Raw genomic sequence first — 17122 nt, 5'->3', positions numbered from 1 at the left:
TAAGGTGCGGCCGGCCGCCGCAGCGGGCCGGGCCTGCGCTGCGTCAGATCACGCCCTGGGCGATCATTGCGTCGGCCACCTTCACGAAGCCGGCGATGTTGGCGCCGTCGATGTAGCTCACGCTGCCGTCGGCACGCTTGCCGTACTGCAGGCAGGCGGCGTGGATGCCTTGCATGATCTGCAGCAGGCGTGCGTCCACTTCGTCGCGCGTCCACGACAGGCGCATGGCGTTCTGGCTCATTTCCAGGCCCGAAGTGGCCACGCCACCGGCGTTGCTGGCTTTGCCGGGGGCGTAGAGCACGCCAGCGGCTTCAAATGCCTTGGCAGCCTCAATGGTCGAGGGCATGTTCGCGCCTTCGGCCACGCACAGCACGCCATTGGCGATCAGCACCTTGGCATCGTTCTCGTCCAGTTCGTTCTGCGTGGCGCAGGGCAGTGCCACGTCTACCTTGATGTGCCACGGCGTCTTGCCGGCGATGAACTCGGCGCCCACCTTCTCGGCGTATTCGTTCACGCGGCCATAGCGGTGGTTCTTTACGTCCATCAGGATGGCCAGCTTCTCGGGCGTGAAGCCGTCCTTGTCGTAGACCGTGCCCGACGAGTCGGACACCGTGACCACCTTGGCGCCGAGTTGCATGGCCTTTTCCACTGCGTACTGCGCCACGTTGCCCGAACCGGACACGGATACCGTCTTGCCCTGGAACGACTGGCCGCGCGTCTTGAGCATTTCATCGGCGAAATACACCGTGCCGTAGCCCGTGGCCTCGGGGCGGATCAGCGAGCCGCCGAAGCTCAGGCCCTTGCCGGTGAACACGCTGGAAGCGTTGTTGGCCAGCTTCTTGTACATGCCGGCCATGTAGCCGACCTCGCGGCCACCCACGCCGATGTCGCCGGCGGGCACGTCGGTGTCCGGGCCCACGTGGCGGAACAGCTCAGTCACGAAGGCCTGGCAGAAGCGCATGACTTCGGCCGGGCTCTTGCCCTTGGGATCGAAGTCCGAACCGCCTTTGCCGCCGCCCATGGGCAGCGTGGTCAGCGCGTTCTTGAAGGTTTGCTCGAACGCCAGGAACTTGAGCACCGACTGGTTCACCGAGGGGTGGAAGCGGATGCCGCCCTTGTAGGGGCCGATAGCCATGCTGTGCTGGATGCGGAAACCGCGGTTTACATGCACGGTGCCGTGGTCGTCCTGCCAGCTCACGCGGAACTGGATGGCGCGCTCGGGCTCGACCAGGCGCTCCAGCAGGCCGTGCTCTGCGTACTTGGGGTGCTTTTCAATGAAGGGCCACAGGCTTTCCATGACCTCGGTCACGGCTTGCAGGAACTCGGGCTGGCCGGGGTTGCGCTGGGCAACATGGTCAAGGAATTGGCCTGCGGACGCGTACTTCATAAAAAAAGGCTTTCGATGAGGAAAAGTGATGTGGCAGTGCAGCAATGAATTATGCCAAAAACGTATGTATTCATGCATAACAGTCGCACCGTTTTGGTGAGAAATGCGGCGCAAATGCCACGTGGTGGTGCTTTGCGCACCAATAAGGAGGTTTTTGGGGTGTGCTGGGGCGGCATGGCAGACGTTTGTGGTGCGTTTTTTTGCCCATTCGTTTCGGCTGCCCCGGGGGGCGCGTGCCTTCATTTCCTGTTCAGGTCTGCTACCTAAACTGGCTGGTGTTTGTTTGCCAACGTGGCGAACCGGGTTCTTCACCATGCAGCCTTTCCTCCCTCACACCGCGCGCCGCGACTGGCGTGCGCTTTCTTGCTTTTTCCTTGCCACCTTGGCCATGGCCGCCGAGGGCGCCCCGCTGATTGCCTGGACCACCGCGCAGGCCGAGGCCGCAGGTGTGCGTACGCTCACACTTGCCGCAGCGCCGGTGCAGCCAAGTGCAGGCCTGGTGCTCCAGGGGCAGGTGGAGCTGCCGCCCCAGGCCACGGAGTTACTCAGTGCGCCATTGGCTGGCGTGGTGCAGCAGGTACTCGTGGCGCCGGGCGAGCGCGTGAAGGCGGGCCAGAGCGTGGCCCGCTTGCTCAGTCCCGAGTTGCTTGCCTGGCAGCGCGAGCTGGCGCAGGCGCAGTCCCAGGCGCGGCTTACGGCGAGCAAGCTGGCACGTGATACGCAGTTGCACGCCGAAGGCATCATTCCCGCGCAGCGGTTGCAAGACAGCCGGGCGCAGGATGAGCAGGCCCAGCTGGCCGTGCAGGAACGCCGGCAAGCGCTGCGGTCCATCGGGCAGGCAGGTGGCGGCTTGCAGCCCCAGGTGTTGCTGCGCGCCACGGCTGCGGCCACGGTGCTGGAGGTCAGCGCCGTGCCTGGCCAGCGCCTGGAGGCCGGCATGCCCGTGGTGAAACTGGCGCGTTCCGGGCGCCTGGCCATCGTGCTGCAGGCTACGCCCGAACAAGCCCGCAGCCTGCGCGTAGGCGACGCCCTGGCACTGCAAGGCTGCCAGGCACCTGCCAGGCTGGCGGCCATCGTGCCGCAGGTACTGGGTGCCAACCAGGCGGTTCAGGTGCGTGCGGAGTTCACGGCAGCCGAGGACTGCTTGCGCCTGCAGCAGGTCGTCCAGGCCACCGTGCTGCCCGCGCCAGGTGCGGCAAACGGCGCACACACAGGCCCCAGCGTACCTGTGCAAGCCGTGGTGCGCCAGGATGGCAAGGCCTATGTGTTCGTGCGCAGTGCGCAGGGCTTCGTGCCCACGCCGGTGGTACTCGACGGCGCCGCCCAAGGTGCTGGGCAGCAGGCTATGCAGCCTGTGCGTTCCGGGTTGAAGGTGGGCGATGAGGTGGCCGTGGGTGGCATTGCCGCCCTCAAGGGCGCTTGGCTCGGCCTGGGCCAGGAAGGCACGGCACCGTGATGTTGCAACGTCTGATTGCCTTTGCCCTGGCGCAACGCCTGCTGATCGCGGTGCTGTCGCTGGGCCTGGTGGGCGCGGGCTGGCTGGCGATGCGTGACCTGCCCATTGACGCCTTCCCGGACGTCTCGACCACCCAGGTGAAGATCATCCTCAAGGCTCCGGGCATGACGCCTTCGGAGGTTGAGGCGCGCATCGTCGCCCCCATCGAGCAGGAATTGCTGGGCATTCCACACCAGTCGATGCTGCGCTCGCGGGCTAAATACGCCATCGCCGACATTACGCTGGACTTTACCGACGGCACCGACATCTACTGGGCACGCCAGCAGGTCAGCGAGCGCCTGGCCGGTGTCATGGGCGATCTGCCCCAGGGCATCAGCGGTGGGTTGGCGCCCATCACCACCCCGTTGGGCGAGATGTTCATGTTCACCGTAGAGGGCGACGCGTCGCTGGCCGAAAAGCGCAAGCTGCTCTATTTCGTCATCCGGCCACGCCTGCGCGGCATCCCCGGGGTGGCCGACGTGAACACCCTGGGTGGACTGGTTCAGACTTTCGAGGTGGCGCCCGACATGGCCCGGCTGGCGGCGCGGCGCGTGTCGCTGCAGCAGTTGCAAGACGCGCTGGCCGCCAACAACCGTAACGACGGCGCCGGACGCCTTTCCAGCGGCGAAGAGTCGCTGCTGGTGCTCAGCGACGGCGGCATCACCAGCCTGGACGATCTGCGCGCCGTTGTCGTGCGCTCGCAAGATGGGCAGGCCACAGCAGCGCCCGTACGCGTGGGCGATGTGGCCGAGGTGCGCCTGGGCGCCCTTACACGCTACGGCAGCGTCACGCAGAACGGCCAGGGCGAGGCCGTGCAGGGGCTGGTGCTGGGACTGCGCGGTGCCAATGCGCGCCAGCTGGTGCACGACGTGCAGGCGCGCCTGCAGGAGATCGAGGCCAGCCTGCCCGAAGGCATGAAGATCGTGCCGTTCTACAACCGTGGCAGCTTGGTCGAGCGCGCCGTGGGCACGGTCAGCAAGGCGCTTGCCGAGGCCATTGCCCTGGTGCTCGTCTTGCTGCTGCTGTTCCTGGGCAACCTGCGCGCGGCGCTGGTGGTGGCGCTCATTTTGCCGCTGTCGGCGCTCGCCACGTTCGTGCTCATGCGCCAGTGGGGGCTGTCTGCCAACCTCATGTCGCTGGGGGGGCTGGCCATTGCCATCGGCATGCTGGTCGATGCCGCCGTGGTGGTGGTCGAAAACATCGAAGCGCGTCCGGTAGAGCCGGGTACGCCGCGCCTGCACGCGCTGTACCGGGCCACGCAGGAGGTGGCCACCCCCGTGGGCGCGGGCGTCGCCATCATCATGATCGTGTTCCTGCCGCTGCTCACGCTGCAGGGGCTGGAAGGCAAGCTGTTTGGCCCGGTGGCGCTGACCATCGTGTTTGCGCTGGGGGCATCGCTGCTGTTGTCGCTCACGGTGATTCCGGTGCTCGCCTCGTGGCTGCTGCGCCCGCATGCACCCGGCCACCATGCCAGCCCGTGGCTGGTGCGCAAGCTCGAGGCGGGCTATGCCCCGCTGCTTGATGCCGCGCTGCGCCATCCGCGCGTGGTGGGGGCGGGGGCGGTGCTGGCGCTGGCGGGGGCCTTGGCGCTGTTTCCGTTCATCGGCAAGTCGTTCATGCCGTCGCTGGACGAGGGCGACATCATCATGCAGGTGGAAAAGCTCCCCTCCATCAACCTGGAGCAGTCCGCCGCGACGGACCAGGCGCTGCAGCGCCGCATCCTGGCGCAGGTGCCCGAGGTCGAGCGCATCGTGGCCCGCGTGGGCTCGGACGAGTTGGGCCTTGACCCCATGGGCCTGAACGCGACCGACAGCTTCCTGGTGCTCAAGCCGCGCGCCGAATGGCGCTTCAAGACCAAGGAAGAGCTCATCGACGCCATCCGCGCTGCTGCCGAGGCGGTGCCCGGCGTGAACCTGAGCTTCACCCAGCCGATCGAAATGCGCACCTCCGAAATGCTCTCGGGCGTGCGCGGCGACTTGGCCGTGAAGGTCTTTGGTCCCCAGGCGCAAGAGCTTTCGCGCCTGGCCGAAGAAGTCGTGCAGGTGCTGCAGGGCCTGCCAGGCAGTGAGGACGTGCTCACCACCAAGAACGACGGCGTGCAGTACCTGCGCGTGGCCCTCGACCGCCAGGCCCTCGGCCGCCTCGGGTTGTCGGTGGAGCAAGTGCAAAACGACTTGCGCACGCTGGTCGAAGGCCAGCGCGCGGGCGTGGTCATGCAGGACGCGCGGCGTGTGCCTCTGGTGGTGCGCGGTAGCGATGACCTGCGCATGTCGCCGGAACGCTTTGCCGCGCTGCGCCTGCCCGTGCCGGGCGGCGACGCGGTGGCGCTGTCGCAGCTGGCGCGGCTGGAAGTGGCCGACGGGCCGGTGATGATCGAGCGCGAGCAGTCCTCGCGCATGGCCGTGGTGCGCGCCAACGTGCGTGGCCGCGACCTGGTGGGCTTCGTGGCCGAGGCACAGGCCGCAGTGGCCCAGAAGGTAAAGCTGCCACCGGGCTACAGCCTGGCCTGGGGTGGTCAGTTCGAGAACCAGCAGCGCGCCGCCGCGCGCCTGGGCATAGTGGTGCCGGTGGCGTTGGCCCTCATCGTCGGCTTGCTGTTTGCCACCCTGGGCAGCCTGCGCCAGGCGTTGCTGGTGTTCGCCAATATTCCGCTGGCTCTGGTGGGCGGCATCGTGGCCCTGGCACTCACGGGGGAATACCTGTCGGTGCCCGCGTCGGTCGGCTTCATTGCGCTCATGGGGATTGCCGTGCTCAACGGGCTGGTGCTCGTCACCTGCTTCAACCAGCTGGCCGCACGCGGCATGCCGATGGCCGAAGTGGTGCGCCAAGGTGCGCTGCGCCGCCTGCGTCCGGTGCTGATGACGGCCAGCATCACCGCGCTGGGGCTGATTCCGCTGCTACTGGCCACGGGGCCCGGCTCGGAAATTCAGCGCCCGCTGGCCATCGTGGTGATCGGCGGGCTGGTCAGCTCCACCTTCCTCACGCTGGTGCTGCTGCCGCTGCTCTACCGCCGCTTTGGTCTTTCCTCTCCTTCCCCGCGCGCCGCAGGCGCCGTCTCGCCATGACTGCCGAACCCGCATTGACCACCCCCGACTGCCTGCTCACCCTGGCAGTTCCTGCTGCCCTCGAAGAAGACGTGCTGGATCTGCTGCGCACGCTGCCGCACATGGCCCCGGGCTTCACCCTGGTGCCGGCGCAGGGCATGGGAGCGCATATCCACCTCGCCTCCTCCATGGAGCAGGTGCAGGGCCGCGCACGGCGCGTGCTGGTGCAGCTGGCCATCGTCCAGACCCAGGTGGAGCCACTCATTGATGCACTGCGCAAGGCCCTGCCAACCCCGCAGATTGCCTACTGGGCCGCCCCCTTGCTGGCCTTTGGCCGCCTTGGGAGCCTGCCATGAGACGCGCCACTGTCCGTTGCCTCACGGTGCTGGCCTGCGCCGTTTCGTTGGCCTGCGGCGCGCGCGCCCAGGAGATGCCCAGGGCGGTACTGCCGCCGCCCGCCACCGTGCAGGAAGTCCTTGTGCAACTGCCCCAGGTGCGCGCTGCCGGTGCCGGCCTGGCACTGGCGCAAGCGCGTGGCGAACGCCTGCGCGCGGGCCCGCACGACTGGGTAGCCAAGGCAGGTGCCAACCAGCGCCGTGTGCAGGGCGGCACGCGCTACGCGGAAACCGAGCTGGGCCTGGAAACAGGCATGCGCTGGCCCGGCAAGGTGGCGGCCGACCACCAACTGGGCGCGGCCGTTGAACAGGTGGCCGTGCTTGCCCAGGCCGACGCCTGGCATGAGGCCGCGCGCACCCTGCTGGCGGACTGGTTCGAGGCCCTGCGCGCCGCGCGCACGGACCAACTGCTGCAGGCCCAGGAGGCGCTGAGGGCGCGCACCCTGGCCGCCACGCAGCGCCGGGTGGATCTGGGCGAGGCCGCCACGCTCGAATTGCTCGCCACCCAGGCAGAGCATGCCCGCGTGAAGGCCCAGGCTGCGCGCGCCGCTGCCCAGGCCATGCTCGTGCGCCAGAGCCTGCTGCGCCGCTACCCGGGCTTGCCGGACCCGGCCAGCCTGCTGCCGCCAGCCGATGCCCCCTGGCCTGCCGAGGTGCCAGAGGGTGGTACAGACGGCCAGGACCCTGCCGCCGCCTGGGTTGCGCGCATTCTTGAGGACAACCACGAACTGGAGCTGGCCGAGGCGCAGGCCGGGCAAACACGCCTGCAAGCCGAGCGCATGCAGCTGGAGCGGACCCCCGACCCCACGGTGGGCGTGCGCGCCACGCGCGAGCGCGGTGGGCAAGAGCATGTGCTGGGGGTCTACGTCTCCCTGCCCCTGGGAAGTGCAGGGCGCCGTGCCGACGCGCAGGCTGCCTTGGCGCAGGCCGACGTGGCGCAGCAGGAGCTGGCGCGCACACGCCAGCGCGTCGAGGCCGAGGCGTGGCGCGTGGTTGGCGAAGCGGCACAGGCGCGCGCCACGCTGGCCCAGCAGCGCCAGGCCCTGGCCTACAGTGAGAAAAGCGCGGCGCTGCAGGCGCGCGCCTACGCACTGGGGGAGAGTGGCTTGGGCGACTGGTTGCTGGCCCAGCGCGGTGCCCTCGATGCCCGCCTGGCGGCGGAGACGGCTGCCCTGGAGGCCCAGCAGGCGCAAGCTCGGGTGCTGCTGGATGCGCACCGCATATGGACGCCCCCGGGCCACGGCACACCGCATGCCGAGCACTGATATTTGCTATTGAAAGGAGAGCTGCTAGCGCTTATTGGATAAGCGCTAGCAGCCTAAAAGGCGTCAAATGCCAGGCGCGGTGGGCTGGTCCGCTGCGCGCAGCACCAACGCAGCGCGCAGCCCGTGGGGCTGGCCGGGCGGTGGCGACTGCAGTGCCAGCGCGCCGCCCTGGCGCTGCACGATGGTCGATACGATCGACAGGCCCAGCCCGTAGCCGGGCACATGCGCTGGCGCGCTGCAGGCCGGGGGCGCATGGCCGTTGCGCTGGTGGCGCTGCAGCAGCGCGTGCGCGCGCTCGGGCGAAAGCCCCGGGCCCTCGTCGCTGACGCTGCAGGTGGCAGGCGCCTCCACCGCGATCGTCACCGGCCCGCTGGGGGCGTAGCGCACGGCGTTTTCCACCAGGTTGCGCAGTGCGATGGCCAGCGCGTCGAAATCGCCGCGCACCCACACGTCCTCGCTCTCGGGCAGCACCAGGTGCAGGCGCTGCAGCAGCGCGGGGTCGGACCAGAATTCCTGCGCCACCACGGCGGCCAGCTGGCCAAGGTTCACGCGCTCTTGTACCAGCGCCGCGCCCGACTCGGCGCGTGAGAGCTGCAGCAGCTTTTCGCTGCGCCGGCCCAGTTGGTCGAGTGCGTCCAGCGCCTCCGCCACGCGCTGCCGTGCGGGGCCGTCGGCCACCTGGGCCAGCGCGGTCTGCAGGCGCAGGCGCACGGTGGCCAGGGGGGTGCGCAGCTCGTGGGCGGCGTTGGCGGCCAGGGCGCGTTCGGTGTCCAGCGCGCCTTCCAGGCGCTGCAGCAGGTGGTTGGCGCTGCCGACGATGGTTTGCAGCTCGGCGGGCAGGGGCTGCGCCGGCGCCAGCGGGGCCAGGTGCCTGCCGTCGCGCTGCTGCAGTTCGCGGGCAATCTGTCCGGCGGGGGCGAGCACCCGGCGGGTGACGGTGCGAATCAGCCAGCCCAGCAGCGGCAGCACCACCAGCAGCGGCACCAGCAAGCCCAGCAGCGTGCGTGTGCGCGTGGCCTGGCGGTGTGCCAGCGGGTCGCCCGCGTGGATGTACATGGGCAGGCTGGGGTGGGCCAGGGTGTAGATGCGCAGGCCGGCGTATTCGCGAAAGCCGGTGCTCAGGGGCACCGGCAAAGGGTAGCGTGGCGCGTCGGCCGAGCGCAGCAGCAGCTCGTTGTCGGTGTTCACCACCTGGTACAGCAACACGTCGTGCTTGGCGCCGTGCAGCTTGCTGTGAGGCACCTCCAGCCGGAACAGCGTGCCGTCGCGTTCGGAGGGCTTCTCGTGGTTGCGTGCATCGTGTGCCGCCAGGTCGAGCAGGCGTTCCGCGCTCTCGACCAGCCCGGCGTCAAGCTGCTCGGCCAGCTCATGCTGCACATACCAGGCCACGCCCAGGCTGATGGCCACCCACACCAGCGCCACCCAGGGCAGCAGGGCGCGCGTGAGCGACCAGGACAGGCTGCGCTGCTTCATGTGCCGGTGGCGGCGGTGTTGAGCTTGTAGCCCAGGCCGCGCAAGGTTTGGATGCGCTCGCGCCCAACCTTGCGGCGCAGGTTGCTGATGAACACCTCCAGCGTGTTGCTGCTGGCGTCGGCGTCCAGGCCGTACAGGGCGTCGAGCAGGCTTTCGCGCGGGTGAATGCGGTCGGGCCGCTGCGCCAGCACGCGCAGCACGGCCCATTCCTTGGCGGTCAGCTCCACCGCCTGTCCGTCGAGCTGCACGGCCATGCGGCCCAGGTCGATCGACAGGCCGGGCAGCTGCAGCAGGGCGCTGGCTGCGCCGCTGCGCCGGCGCTCCACGGCGCGCAGGCGCGCCAGCAACTCGTCCGGGTCGTAGGGCTTGACGAGGTAGTCGTCGGCCCCCGCGTCCAGGCCCTGGATGCGGTCGGTGATCTGGTCGCGCGCGGTGAGCACGATCACGGCGGCTTCGGGCAGGCGTGCACGCAGCAGCGGCAGCAGCGCCAGGCCTTCGCCGTCGGGCAGCTGCCAGTCCAGCAGCACGGCGCCCCAGTGGGCCAGCGGCAACAGGGCGCGCGCGGCCTGCAGGCTGGCGGCGCACTCGCACACAAAGCCCTTGGCACACAGGAATTCGGCCAGGGCGCTGGCCAGGGGGAGGTCGTCTTCGACCAGTAGGATGCGCATGGCCGGCGCTCAGCGTCCGCGCAAAAACAGCGCGTCCAGCTCTTTCATCGTGAGCTGGCGCCAGGTGGGGCGGCCGTGGTTGCACTGGTCGCTGCGGTCGGTGGTTTCCATCTGGCGCAGCAGGGCGTTCATTTCGTCCAGCGTGAGCTTGCGGTTGGCGCGCACGGCACCGTGGCAGGCCATGGTGGCCAGGATTTCATTGCGCGCGCGCTGCACCACGGTGGTGGCGTCGTGCGCGGCCAGTTCGGCCAGCACGCTGCGCGCCAGCTCCACCGCATCGCCTTGCGCCAAGCTGGTGGGCACGGCGCGCACGGCCAGGGTTTTGGGAGAGAAGGGCACGACCTCCAGGCCCAGCGTGGCCAGCACCTCGGCGCATTCTTCCGCCGTCGCCACCTCCTGCGCTGTGGCGGCGAAGGTGGCGGGGATCAGCAGGGGCTGGCTGGCGATGCGCGCGCCGCTGTCCACCTGGGCCTTGAGGCGTTCGTAGACGATGCGCTCGTGCGCGGCGTGCATGTCCACGACGACCATGCCCTGCGCGTTCTCGGCCAGGATGTAGACCCCGTGAATCTGCGCCACCGCCCGGCCCAGGGGCCATGCGGGTTCTTCGGCGGCGGGCGGCGCAGGCGTGGCCCAGTCCCTGGGTGGCGGCTCTGCCACCCCCTGTGCGGGCGTGGCCGTGGGCGCCGCAGACGGCGTGGGCTGCCACAGCGCTTGCAGGTCGCTGACCTTGTGGCCGGGGCGCTCTTCAAATTTGATAGCTGCTTGCGCTTTTCTCGTGAACGGTTCAGAGGGTTTTCTATCCGAATCGCTTTCTGGTAAAGCGCTGGCAGCTACAAAAGACGGAGCAAGCGCCGCCGCGCGCGGGGCGGCCAACGCGTTCTCCACGGCATGGCGCACGGCCTGGTGCACCTCGCGGCTGTCGCGAAAGCGCACCTCGATCTTCGTGGGGTGCACGTTCACGTCCACGCGTGCCGGGTCGATCTCCACGTACAGCGCATAGACGGGCTGCTTCTGGCCGTGCAGCACGTCCTCGTAGGCGCTGCGCGCCGCGTGCGTGAGCACCTTGTCGCGCACGAAGCGGCCGTTCACGTAGCAGTACTGGTGGTCGGCACGGGCGCGCGCGGCATCGGGCAGACCGGCACGGCCTGTCACGGTGACGGGGCCCGCGCGGTGCAGCACGGCCACGGACTGGGCCACGAAGTCCTCGCCCAGCACGTCGGCCAGGCGGCGCGCCAGCGCGTCCTGTGCCTGCCCCGCGCCGGGCACGAAAGTGGCGCGCCACTGTTCCAGCAGCTTGCCTTCGTGCCAGATGGCGAAGCCCACGTCGGGCCGCGCCAGCGCGTGGCGGCGCACGGCCTCGACGCAGTGCGCGAGTTCGGTGGCGTCGCTCTTGAGGAACTTGCGCCGTGCCGGGGTGGAGAAGAACAGCTCCTTCACCTCCACCGTGGTGCCGTGGCTGCGCGCGGCGGGGCGGATCTCGCCGCTGCGCGCATCGAGCAGGAAGGCGCTGGCCTGCGCCTGCGGGCGCGACAGCAGCGCCGTTTCCGACACCGAGGCGATGGCCGCCAGCGCCTCGCCGCGAAAGCCCATGGTGGCCACGGTCTCCAGGTCGTGCAGGTTGGTGATTTTGCTGGTGGCATGGCGGCGCAGGGCGACGGGCAGCTCGTCCTGCGGGATGCCGCAGCCGTCATCCTCCACGCTGATGAGGCGCACGCCGCCGGCAAGCAGCCGCACGGTAATGGCCGTGGCGCCGGAGTCCAGCGCGTTGTCCACCAGCTCGCGCACCACCGACGCGGGGCGTTCGACCACCTCGCCCGCGGCGATCTGGCTGATCAGCTCGTCGGGCAGGTCGCGGATGGGGCGGCGGGGGAGCGGGGCGGGCGCGGCGGTAGCAGGGAGGGGGGAGCTTGCATTCACCCGGGGAATTCTAGGAGCTGCGGATAATGCGCGCTTTGCCCTTGGGCGCACCCCGCTTTTTTCATGGAACTCGTCAGCTTTCTCATCGACTTCATCCTGCACGTGGACAAGTACCTCGAGGCCTTCGTCGCCAACTACGGCGCCTGGGTGTACGCGCTGCTGTTCCTCATCGTCTTCGTGGAGACGGGCGTGGTGGTCATGCCCTTCCTGCCGGGCGACTCGCTGCTGTTCATCGTCGGCGCGCTCAGCGGCGCGGGGCTGCTGAACTTCCCGCTGGCCTGCGCCATCTTGCTGGTGGCGGCCATTCTGGGCGATCAGTGCAACTACACCATTGGGCGCTATTTCGGGCCGAAGGTGTTCCAGTGGGAGGATTCGCGCTGGTTCAACAAGCGGGCGTTTGACCAGGCGCATGGGTTCTACGAGCGCTATGGCGGTATCACCATCGTGCTGGCGCGCTTCATGCCGTTCATTCGCACCTTTGCCCCCTTTGTGGCGGGTGTGGCGGCCATGGGGCGGGGCAAATTCTCGGCCTATAACGTGGGCGGTGCGCTGGTGTGGGTGCTGGGCATCTGCACGGCGGGCTATTTCTTCGGCAACCTGCCCTGGGTGCGCCAGCACCTGGAGAAGATCATCTGGGGCCTGATTCTGGTGCCGGGGCTGATCGCCATCTTCGGCGCCTGGCGCGCCGGACGTAAAACGGCGTAACCATTTCGCCCCGCCAGAAACAATATCGCCCGCGCGTGGCGGGCGAAAAACAGGGGCACCGCGGGTGTTAGCGGCGCTTGGATTTGGTCAATTCGTTGCCGATCACCGCGCCCGCTGCGGCACCGCCCACGGTACCCAGCGGGCCGCCGAACAGCACATGGCCCGCGACGCCGCCCGCCACGGCACCTGCAGCGGTACCCAGCTGGTTGTGGGTCGGTGCGCTGGCGCAGCCGCCCAAGGCGAATGCGGATGCCATCGTGGTCACGGCAAGCAGGTAACGGGTCTTCAGCACGGGGGACTCCTTTTGTGGGTTCAACATGCCTTCAATGTAGAGCGGTGGCTGGGAGTGGCTGTTACAAGCCGTGTCGTGTCTGGGCAGGCGCGCACCGTGGCAAGTGTTGACCAACGCCCCCCCTGGAGTGAACGCCAGCGCAGCCGCGTGTGAACCACGGCGAACCAGCCCGGGCGGTGCCTGAGAGCCTGTTCACGATCTTTTCATAGTGCCCGCAAGGCAGCAAAAAGCCGCACTCTAGGCGCGCGCCGCAGGCCATGCTGGAGGCCTGGGCAAGGTGCGCAACGACGCAGTAGCGGCTTTTTGCTGCCTTGCCCGAAGGGTTGCCCCGCACAAGTGGCATCTGCGGCGTTGCAAAGGCTCGCCGGGCCACCAGCCCGGCTGCGCTTTGCGCCTTGCATCTGCCACTTGTGCTGGGCAACGGGCTCTATGAAAAGATCGTGAACAGGCTCTTAGGGGATGACCGCCGCGGCAAACGCGGCATAATCGCCCTTGATTTGTGAGACCGCCGCGCGGCAACGCGCGGCGGTTTGCTTTTTGCATCTGGAATCTGGAGACTGACCCATGGCCACCATTCCCATCACCAAGCGCGGCGCAGAGAAACTCAAGGAGGAACTGCACCGCCTCAAGACCGTCGAGCGGCCCGCCGTGATCAGCGCCATTGCGGAGGCGCGCGCGCAGGGCGATCTGAGCGAAAACGCCGAGTACGAAGCCGCCAAGGACCGCCAGGGCTTCATCGAAGGCCGCATCATGGAGATCGAAGGCAAGCTGTCGGCGGCCCAGATCATCGACCCCTCGGCGCTGGACGCAGGCGGTCGCGTGGTCTTCGGTGCCACGGTGGAACTGGAGGACGAGGACACGGGCGACGCCGTGAAGTACCAGATCGTGGGCGAGGACGAAGCCGACTTGAAGCACGGCCTGATCAATGTTTCCAGCCCGATCGCGCGCGCGCTCATCGGCAAGGAAGAGGGCGACACGGCCGAGGTGCAGGCGCCTGGGGGCGTGCGGCGCTACGAAGTGGTGGCCGTCAGCTACATCTGAGGGTGCACGCCATGCGCGAACGCCTGCCCGTGCTGGCTGCGGCCCTGTGGTGGGGTAGCCTCTCGGCCATGGGCTTCGTGGCCGTGCCGATGCTGTTCGTCTACCTGCCCACGCCGAGTGTGGCGGGGCAGATGGCAGCCCGTTTGTTCGAGGCGCAGACTTATATTTCGATAGCGTGTTGCGCTTGTCTGTTGGTGCTTTCCAAAAGAAAACACGCGGAAACCGAGGAGCAGTGGGCGCGAGCAGCTATGGTTTTTGTGATCCTCGGCCTGCTGCTGGCCTTGCTGGTGCAATATGGCGTGGCGCCGCGCATCGTGGCGCGCCAGAACCTGAGGCTGTGGCACAGCGTGGGCAGTGCCATGTATCTGGTCCAATGGCTCTGCGCGGGTATCACGTTGTGGAAAACTGCCAGGCAAGGAGGGTGAGCGAGCATGGAATCCCAGGTCGTACGCATCGAATCCCGTGATTGGTCGGTACCGGGGACCGACGCCTGGCGCGCTGCGCTGGAGGGCGGCAAGGTGCTGTTCTTTCCCAACCTCGCCTTCGAGGTGCAGCCTGAAGAGCGCGCCCTGCTGCGGCCTGACATCCGCGACCCTGGTGCGCGCAACATCAGCCTGAATGTCGACGGCAGCCTGAAGGGCGCGGTGGGCGACGCTGCCACCCAGGCGCAGTTGACGGCCATGATCACGCGCTTTCGGGCGCAGGCGCTGGGCTTGATCGAGGCGCTGCTGCCGCATTACACCTCTGCGCTGCGACTGGCCCCCACCAGCTACCGGCCGATGCAGGTGGAAAGCCGCCAGCAATCCTGGCGGGCCGACGACCGGCGGCTGCACGTGGATGCGTTTCCCTCGCGTCCCAACTATGGCGAACGCATCCTGCGCGTGTTTGCCAACGTCAACCCCGACGGGGCGCCCCGTGTGTGGCGCGTGGGTGAGCCCTTCGAAGCCATGGCGCGTAAGTTCCTGCCACGCGCCAAGCCGTATTCGGCGTGGCAGGCCAAGGTGCTGCAGGCGCTGCGTGTGACCAAGTCCTTTCGCAGCGAGTACGACCACCTGATGCTGCAACTGCACGACGGCATGAAGGGCGACCTGGAGTACCAGCGCACCAGTCCGCAGGAAACGGTGCCGTTTCCGGCGGGTTCGGTATGGGTGTGCTTTTCGGACCAAGCCACGCATGCGGTCATGTCCGGCCAATACATGCTGGAGCAGACATTGCACCTGCCCGCGTCGCATGCGTATGACCGGGAAGCGAGCCCCTTGGCGATCCTCACGCGATTGACGGGCCGGCCGTTGCACGGCGTTCCGACGGCCTAACCGGCGCCTTCGCGCTGACGGTTCCTGTCCGCCCCGCTTCATGGCGGGGCGACCTCGTCATTCGTGCCAGTGGCGCGCCACCCAGCGTGCGGGCTGGATGTGGTGAAAGCGCTTGTTGCGCCGTCCCTCCAGCGCATCCGGCGGATTGCATTCGCCGTGGAAGATCATGATGCGTGCGCCTTCGGGCACGAAGGGCTCGCGCCAGTAGTTGCTCGGCCACGCGGGAATGCCGTCGTACTTGAAGCTCGGGCACCAGCCTTCAGGCCAGTACGACAGCTTGCCCTGGGCATGCAGGAAGCGTGACAGAAAGGCCTGCTCGTTGCGATAGTTGGCCTGCACCTCGTCCATGTGCGTGCGGAAGTACGCCAGCACATCGGCATGCGCGCCCAGTTCAAAGCGGTAGACCGAGGAGTTGCCCGTGATCCGCTGGCCAAAGCGCCAGAAACGGGGGTAGTCGTGGATGATGAGGAATTCACCCGGCTGCTCGAAGAAGGGATCCAGCCCGCCCACGATCACCACGTCGAGGTCGAGGAACAGCGCTGTGCCGCGCAGGCCGTGCAGGTCGGCCTCGAAGGTCGTGAGCTTTTTCCAGGCGCCGTCCCGCTGGCCGGGGGCCAGTTGCAGATTCAGCGGCGGGATGGGCAGGCACTGCACCTCGGGGCGTATGCCTGCATCGTCGTCCGTGAGGCAGACGAAGTTGAACTCGCCACTCAGGTGGCGGCGCACCATGGCGTAAAGACGGTTGACGTACTCGGGGCCATATTTCGTGCCCCACTTCATGCAAAGGATGTGGCGCTGGTGCTGCTGCGGTGCGTTCATGGGATCTAGGGTCAATCGGCCTGGCGTTTTTTCACCGACTTCTGCTTGGGCTTGGCACGCTTGATCTGCCCGCCAGGCGTCAGACGCTGGTTACCCAGCACACGCAGTTGTTTGACCTCGGGGCGCTGGCCGCCGCGCTTGCTGAACTTGAGTACCTTCACGTCGCGGGGACCGGGCATGCGGTCTTCGTCGATGGCTTTCTCTTTCGCAGGAATGGGCCGCCACAGCACCAGCAGCTTGCCGATATGCTGGATGGGTGCGGCGTTCAGCGCATCGGCCAGTTGCTGATACATCTCCTCGCGTGCGGCGCGGTCGTCGTTGAAGACGCGCACCTTGATGAGGCCATGGGCCTTGAGTGCGGCATCGATCTCCTTTTGAACGGCGGCCGTAAGTCCGTCGCCACCGATCAGGACCACGGGGTCCAGATGGTGGGCATTGGCGCGGTGTTCCCGGCGCTCGGCGGGAGTCAGTTGAATTTGAGGCATACCCGTATTATCTCAACGCCCCGGCAATGGCCGGCATACTGCTGTCCCCCGATCCGGGGCGGCGCACCGATCTATCCATGAAAGCCCAGACCAAAAGCAAGAAGGTGAACAAGGCGTGGCTCCACGACCATGTCAACGACACCTACGTCAAGCTCGCCCAGAAGGAGGGCTACCGTGCGCGCGCCGCCTACAAGCTCAAAGAGATCGACGAACAGCTCGGGCTGATCAAGCCCGGCCATGTGGTGGTGGATCTCGGGTCGTCTCCGGGGGCCTGGAGCCAGTATGTGCGCCGGCGGTTGTCGCCGGACGGGGCTGCCGTGGGGCAACTCAACGGCGTCATCCTCGCGCTGGACATTCTGCCGATGGAGCCGATTGAAGGCGTCACCTTTTTACAGGGGGATTTTCGGGAGGATGAGGTGCTGGCACGCTTGCAGGAGGCCGTGCAAGGGCGGCCCGTGGATGTGGTGGTGTCGGACATGGCGCCCAATCTGTCGGGCGTGGAGTCGGTGGATGCCGTGCGTATCGCGCACCTGATCGAGCTGGCGGTGGACTTTGCCGTGCACCATCTGAAGCCTGAGGGGGCACTGGTTGTGAAGCTGTTCCACGGCAGCGGTTACTCCCAGTTGGTGCAACTCTTCAAGGACACCTTTCGCGTGGTCAAGCCGATGAAGCCCAAGGCCTCGCGCGACAAATCATCGGAGACCTTTCTGGTGGGCATGGGGCTCAAGCGTCAAGGTTGACCGCAGCGCCTTGACCATGGCCTGTGCCGGGGTTAATGGGCGGTGCTGGCGGGTTGAAACGCCTAAAATGAACCCCAATTGCG

Annotated in this window: 16 protein-coding genes; 9 read left to right on the top strand and 7 right to left on the bottom strand. The window is 67.7% G+C overall.

Features of this window, described 5'->3' with window-relative positions; translation table 11 throughout:
- Nucleotides 1–43: 43 nt before the first annotated feature.
- Nucleotides 44–1387, bottom strand: a complete 1344-nt coding sequence (gene gdhA, locus MRB47_RS12575) for an NADP-specific glutamate dehydrogenase (protein ID WP_015913052.1) — start codon at nucleotides 1385–1387, stop codon at nucleotides 44–46.
- A gap of 388 nt (nucleotides 1388–1775) precedes the next feature.
- Between gdhA and MRB47_RS12570 the strand changes: the two genes are divergently transcribed.
- Genes MRB47_RS12570 through MRB47_RS12555 form a run of 4 tightly spaced genes read left to right on the top strand, consistent with a single transcriptional unit; the run spans nucleotide 1776 to nucleotide 7586 of the window.
- A complete protein-coding gene (locus tag MRB47_RS12570) occupies nucleotides 1776–2843 on the top strand; it encodes an efflux RND transporter periplasmic adaptor subunit (RefSeq protein WP_015913053.1) in 1068 nt (355 codons plus the stop codon).
- Complete coding sequence (locus MRB47_RS12565) at nucleotides 2843–5947, top strand: efflux RND transporter permease subunit (protein ID WP_252102627.1); 3105 nt, start codon at nucleotides 2843–2845, stop codon at nucleotides 5945–5947. The genes MRB47_RS12570 and MRB47_RS12565 overlap by 1 nt, the downstream gene beginning before the upstream one ends.
- Entirely contained in the window at nucleotides 5944–6282 is a 339-nt protein-coding gene (locus MRB47_RS12560) for a DUF3240 family protein (protein WP_015913055.1), read from the top strand. Before MRB47_RS12565 ends, MRB47_RS12560 begins: the two co-directional genes overlap by 4 nt.
- On the top strand, nucleotides 6279–7586 hold the full coding sequence (locus MRB47_RS12555) for a TolC family protein (RefSeq protein WP_252100885.1): 1308 nt from the start codon (nucleotides 6279–6281) through the stop codon (nucleotides 7584–7586). The genes MRB47_RS12560 and MRB47_RS12555 overlap by 4 nt, the downstream gene beginning before the upstream one ends.
- Nucleotides 7587–7649: 63 nt before the next feature.
- Here MRB47_RS12555 and MRB47_RS12550 read toward each other — a convergent pair whose 3' ends face one another.
- Genes MRB47_RS12550 through mutL form a run of 3 tightly spaced genes read right to left on the bottom strand, consistent with a single transcriptional unit; the run spans nucleotide 7650 to nucleotide 11644 of the window.
- On the bottom strand, nucleotides 7650–9059 hold the full coding sequence (locus tag MRB47_RS12550) for a sensor histidine kinase (RefSeq protein WP_015913057.1): 1410 nt from the start codon (nucleotides 9057–9059) through the stop codon (nucleotides 7650–7652).
- The gene (locus MRB47_RS12545; protein WP_252100884.1) at nucleotides 9056–9727 is read right to left on the bottom strand and encodes a response regulator; all 672 of its coding nucleotides are present in this window, start codon (nucleotides 9725–9727) and stop codon (nucleotides 9056–9058) included. Before MRB47_RS12545 ends, MRB47_RS12550 begins: the two co-directional genes overlap by 4 nt.
- 9 nt (nucleotides 9728–9736) lie before the next feature.
- A complete protein-coding gene (gene mutL, locus MRB47_RS12540; RefSeq protein ID WP_252100883.1) occupies nucleotides 9737–11644 on the bottom strand; it encodes a DNA mismatch repair endonuclease MutL in 1908 nt (635 codons plus the stop codon).
- Nucleotides 11645–11707: 63 nt separating this feature from the next.
- On the opposite strand from mutL, the gene MRB47_RS12535 reads away from it, so the two are divergent.
- Nucleotides 11708–12349, top strand: a complete 642-nt coding sequence (locus tag MRB47_RS12535) for a DedA family protein (protein WP_015913060.1) — start codon at nucleotides 11708–11710, stop codon at nucleotides 12347–12349.
- Nucleotides 12350–12416: 67 nt separating this feature from the next.
- On the opposite strand, the gene MRB47_RS12530 is transcribed toward MRB47_RS12535, so the two are convergent.
- Nucleotides 12417–12638 (bottom strand): glycine zipper 2TM domain-containing protein, encoded by a 222-nt coding sequence (locus MRB47_RS12530; RefSeq protein WP_041838992.1) that lies wholly within the window; start codon nucleotides 12636–12638, stop codon nucleotides 12417–12419.
- A 567-nt stretch (nucleotides 12639–13205) separates the two neighbouring features.
- Between MRB47_RS12530 and greA the strand changes: the two genes are divergently transcribed.
- Genes greA through MRB47_RS12515 form a run of 3 tightly spaced genes read left to right on the top strand, consistent with a single transcriptional unit; the run spans nucleotide 13206 to nucleotide 14995 of the window.
- A complete protein-coding gene (gene greA / locus MRB47_RS12525) occupies nucleotides 13206–13682 on the top strand; it encodes a transcription elongation factor GreA (RefSeq protein ID WP_011805595.1) in 477 nt (158 codons plus the stop codon).
- Nucleotides 13683–13693: 11 nt separating this feature from the next.
- Entirely contained in the window at nucleotides 13694–14107 is a 414-nt protein-coding gene (locus MRB47_RS12520; protein WP_011805594.1) for a DUF4149 domain-containing protein, read from the top strand.
- 6 nt (nucleotides 14108–14113) lie between these two features.
- On the top strand, nucleotides 14114–14995 hold the full coding sequence (locus tag MRB47_RS12515; protein ID WP_252100882.1) for a Kdo hydroxylase family protein: 882 nt from the start codon (nucleotides 14114–14116) through the stop codon (nucleotides 14993–14995).
- A gap of 57 nt (nucleotides 14996–15052) precedes the next feature.
- Here MRB47_RS12515 and MRB47_RS12510 read toward each other — a convergent pair whose 3' ends face one another.
- The gene (locus tag MRB47_RS12510; protein WP_123676414.1) at nucleotides 15053–15814 is read right to left on the bottom strand and encodes a glycosyltransferase; all 762 of its coding nucleotides are present in this window, start codon (nucleotides 15812–15814) and stop codon (nucleotides 15053–15055) included.
- Between the two features lie 11 nt (nucleotides 15815–15825).
- Entirely contained in the window at nucleotides 15826–16299 is a 474-nt protein-coding gene (locus tag MRB47_RS12505; protein ID WP_011805591.1) for a YhbY family RNA-binding protein, read from the bottom strand.
- Between the two features lie 77 nt (nucleotides 16300–16376).
- On the opposite strand from MRB47_RS12505, the gene MRB47_RS12500 reads away from it, so the two are divergent.
- Nucleotides 16377–17039 (top strand): RlmE family RNA methyltransferase, encoded by a 663-nt coding sequence (locus MRB47_RS12500; protein ID WP_252102626.1) that lies wholly within the window; start codon nucleotides 16377–16379, stop codon nucleotides 17037–17039.
- The last annotated feature ends 83 nt before the right edge of the window (nucleotides 17040–17122 follow it).

The sequence above is a fragment of the Diaphorobacter sp. LI3 genome, from assembly GCF_022807955.1.
In the GTDB taxonomy this organism is placed as follows: domain Bacteria; phylum Pseudomonadota; class Gammaproteobacteria; order Burkholderiales; family Burkholderiaceae_C; genus Diaphorobacter; species Diaphorobacter nitroreducens.
Note: the sequence above shows the minus strand (reverse complement) of the source record. Positions and strands in the feature narration are given on the sequence as shown.

Excerpts from the sequence above, each read along its gene's own strand:
- MRB47_RS12565 (WP_252102627.1), top strand. The coding sequence starts at position 2,843 with ATGTTGCAACGTCTGATTGCCTTTGCCCTGGCGCAACGCCTGCTGATC.
- MRB47_RS12510 (WP_123676414.1), bottom strand. The coding sequence starts at position 15,814 with ATGAACGCACCGCAGCAGCACCAGCGCCACATCCTTTGCATGAAGTGG.
- MRB47_RS12515 (WP_252100882.1), top strand. The coding sequence starts at position 14,114 with ATGGAATCCCAGGTCGTACGCATCGAATCCCGTGATTGGTCGGTACCG.
- MRB47_RS12570 (WP_015913053.1), top strand. The coding sequence starts at position 1,776 with ATGGCCGCCGAGGGCGCCCCGCTGATTGCCTGGACCACCGCGCAGGCC.
- MRB47_RS12560 (WP_015913055.1), top strand. The coding sequence starts at position 5,944 with ATGACTGCCGAACCCGCATTGACCACCCCCGACTGCCTGCTCACCCTG.
- gdhA (WP_015913052.1), bottom strand. The coding sequence starts at position 1,387 with ATGAAGTACGCGTCCGCAGGCCAATTCCTTGACCATGTTGCCCAGCGC.
- MRB47_RS12535 (WP_015913060.1), top strand. The coding sequence starts at position 11,708 with ATGGAACTCGTCAGCTTTCTCATCGACTTCATCCTGCACGTGGACAAG.
- MRB47_RS12550 (WP_015913057.1), bottom strand. The coding sequence starts at position 9,059 with ATGAAGCAGCGCAGCCTGTCCTGGTCGCTCACGCGCGCCCTGCTGCCC.
- MRB47_RS12500 (WP_252102626.1), top strand. The coding sequence starts at position 16,377 with ATGAAAGCCCAGACCAAAAGCAAGAAGGTGAACAAGGCGTGGCTCCAC.
- MRB47_RS12545 (WP_252100884.1), bottom strand. The coding sequence starts at position 9,727 with ATGCGCATCCTACTGGTCGAAGACGACCTCCCCCTGGCCAGCGCCCTG.
- MRB47_RS12505 (WP_011805591.1), bottom strand. The coding sequence starts at position 16,299 with ATGCCTCAAATTCAACTGACTCCCGCCGAGCGCCGGGAACACCGCGCC.
- greA (WP_011805595.1), top strand. The coding sequence starts at position 13,206 with ATGGCCACCATTCCCATCACCAAGCGCGGCGCAGAGAAACTCAAGGAG.
- MRB47_RS12555 (WP_252100885.1), top strand. The coding sequence starts at position 6,279 with ATGAGACGCGCCACTGTCCGTTGCCTCACGGTGCTGGCCTGCGCCGTT.
- MRB47_RS12520 (WP_011805594.1), top strand. The coding sequence starts at position 13,694 with ATGCGCGAACGCCTGCCCGTGCTGGCTGCGGCCCTGTGGTGGGGTAGC.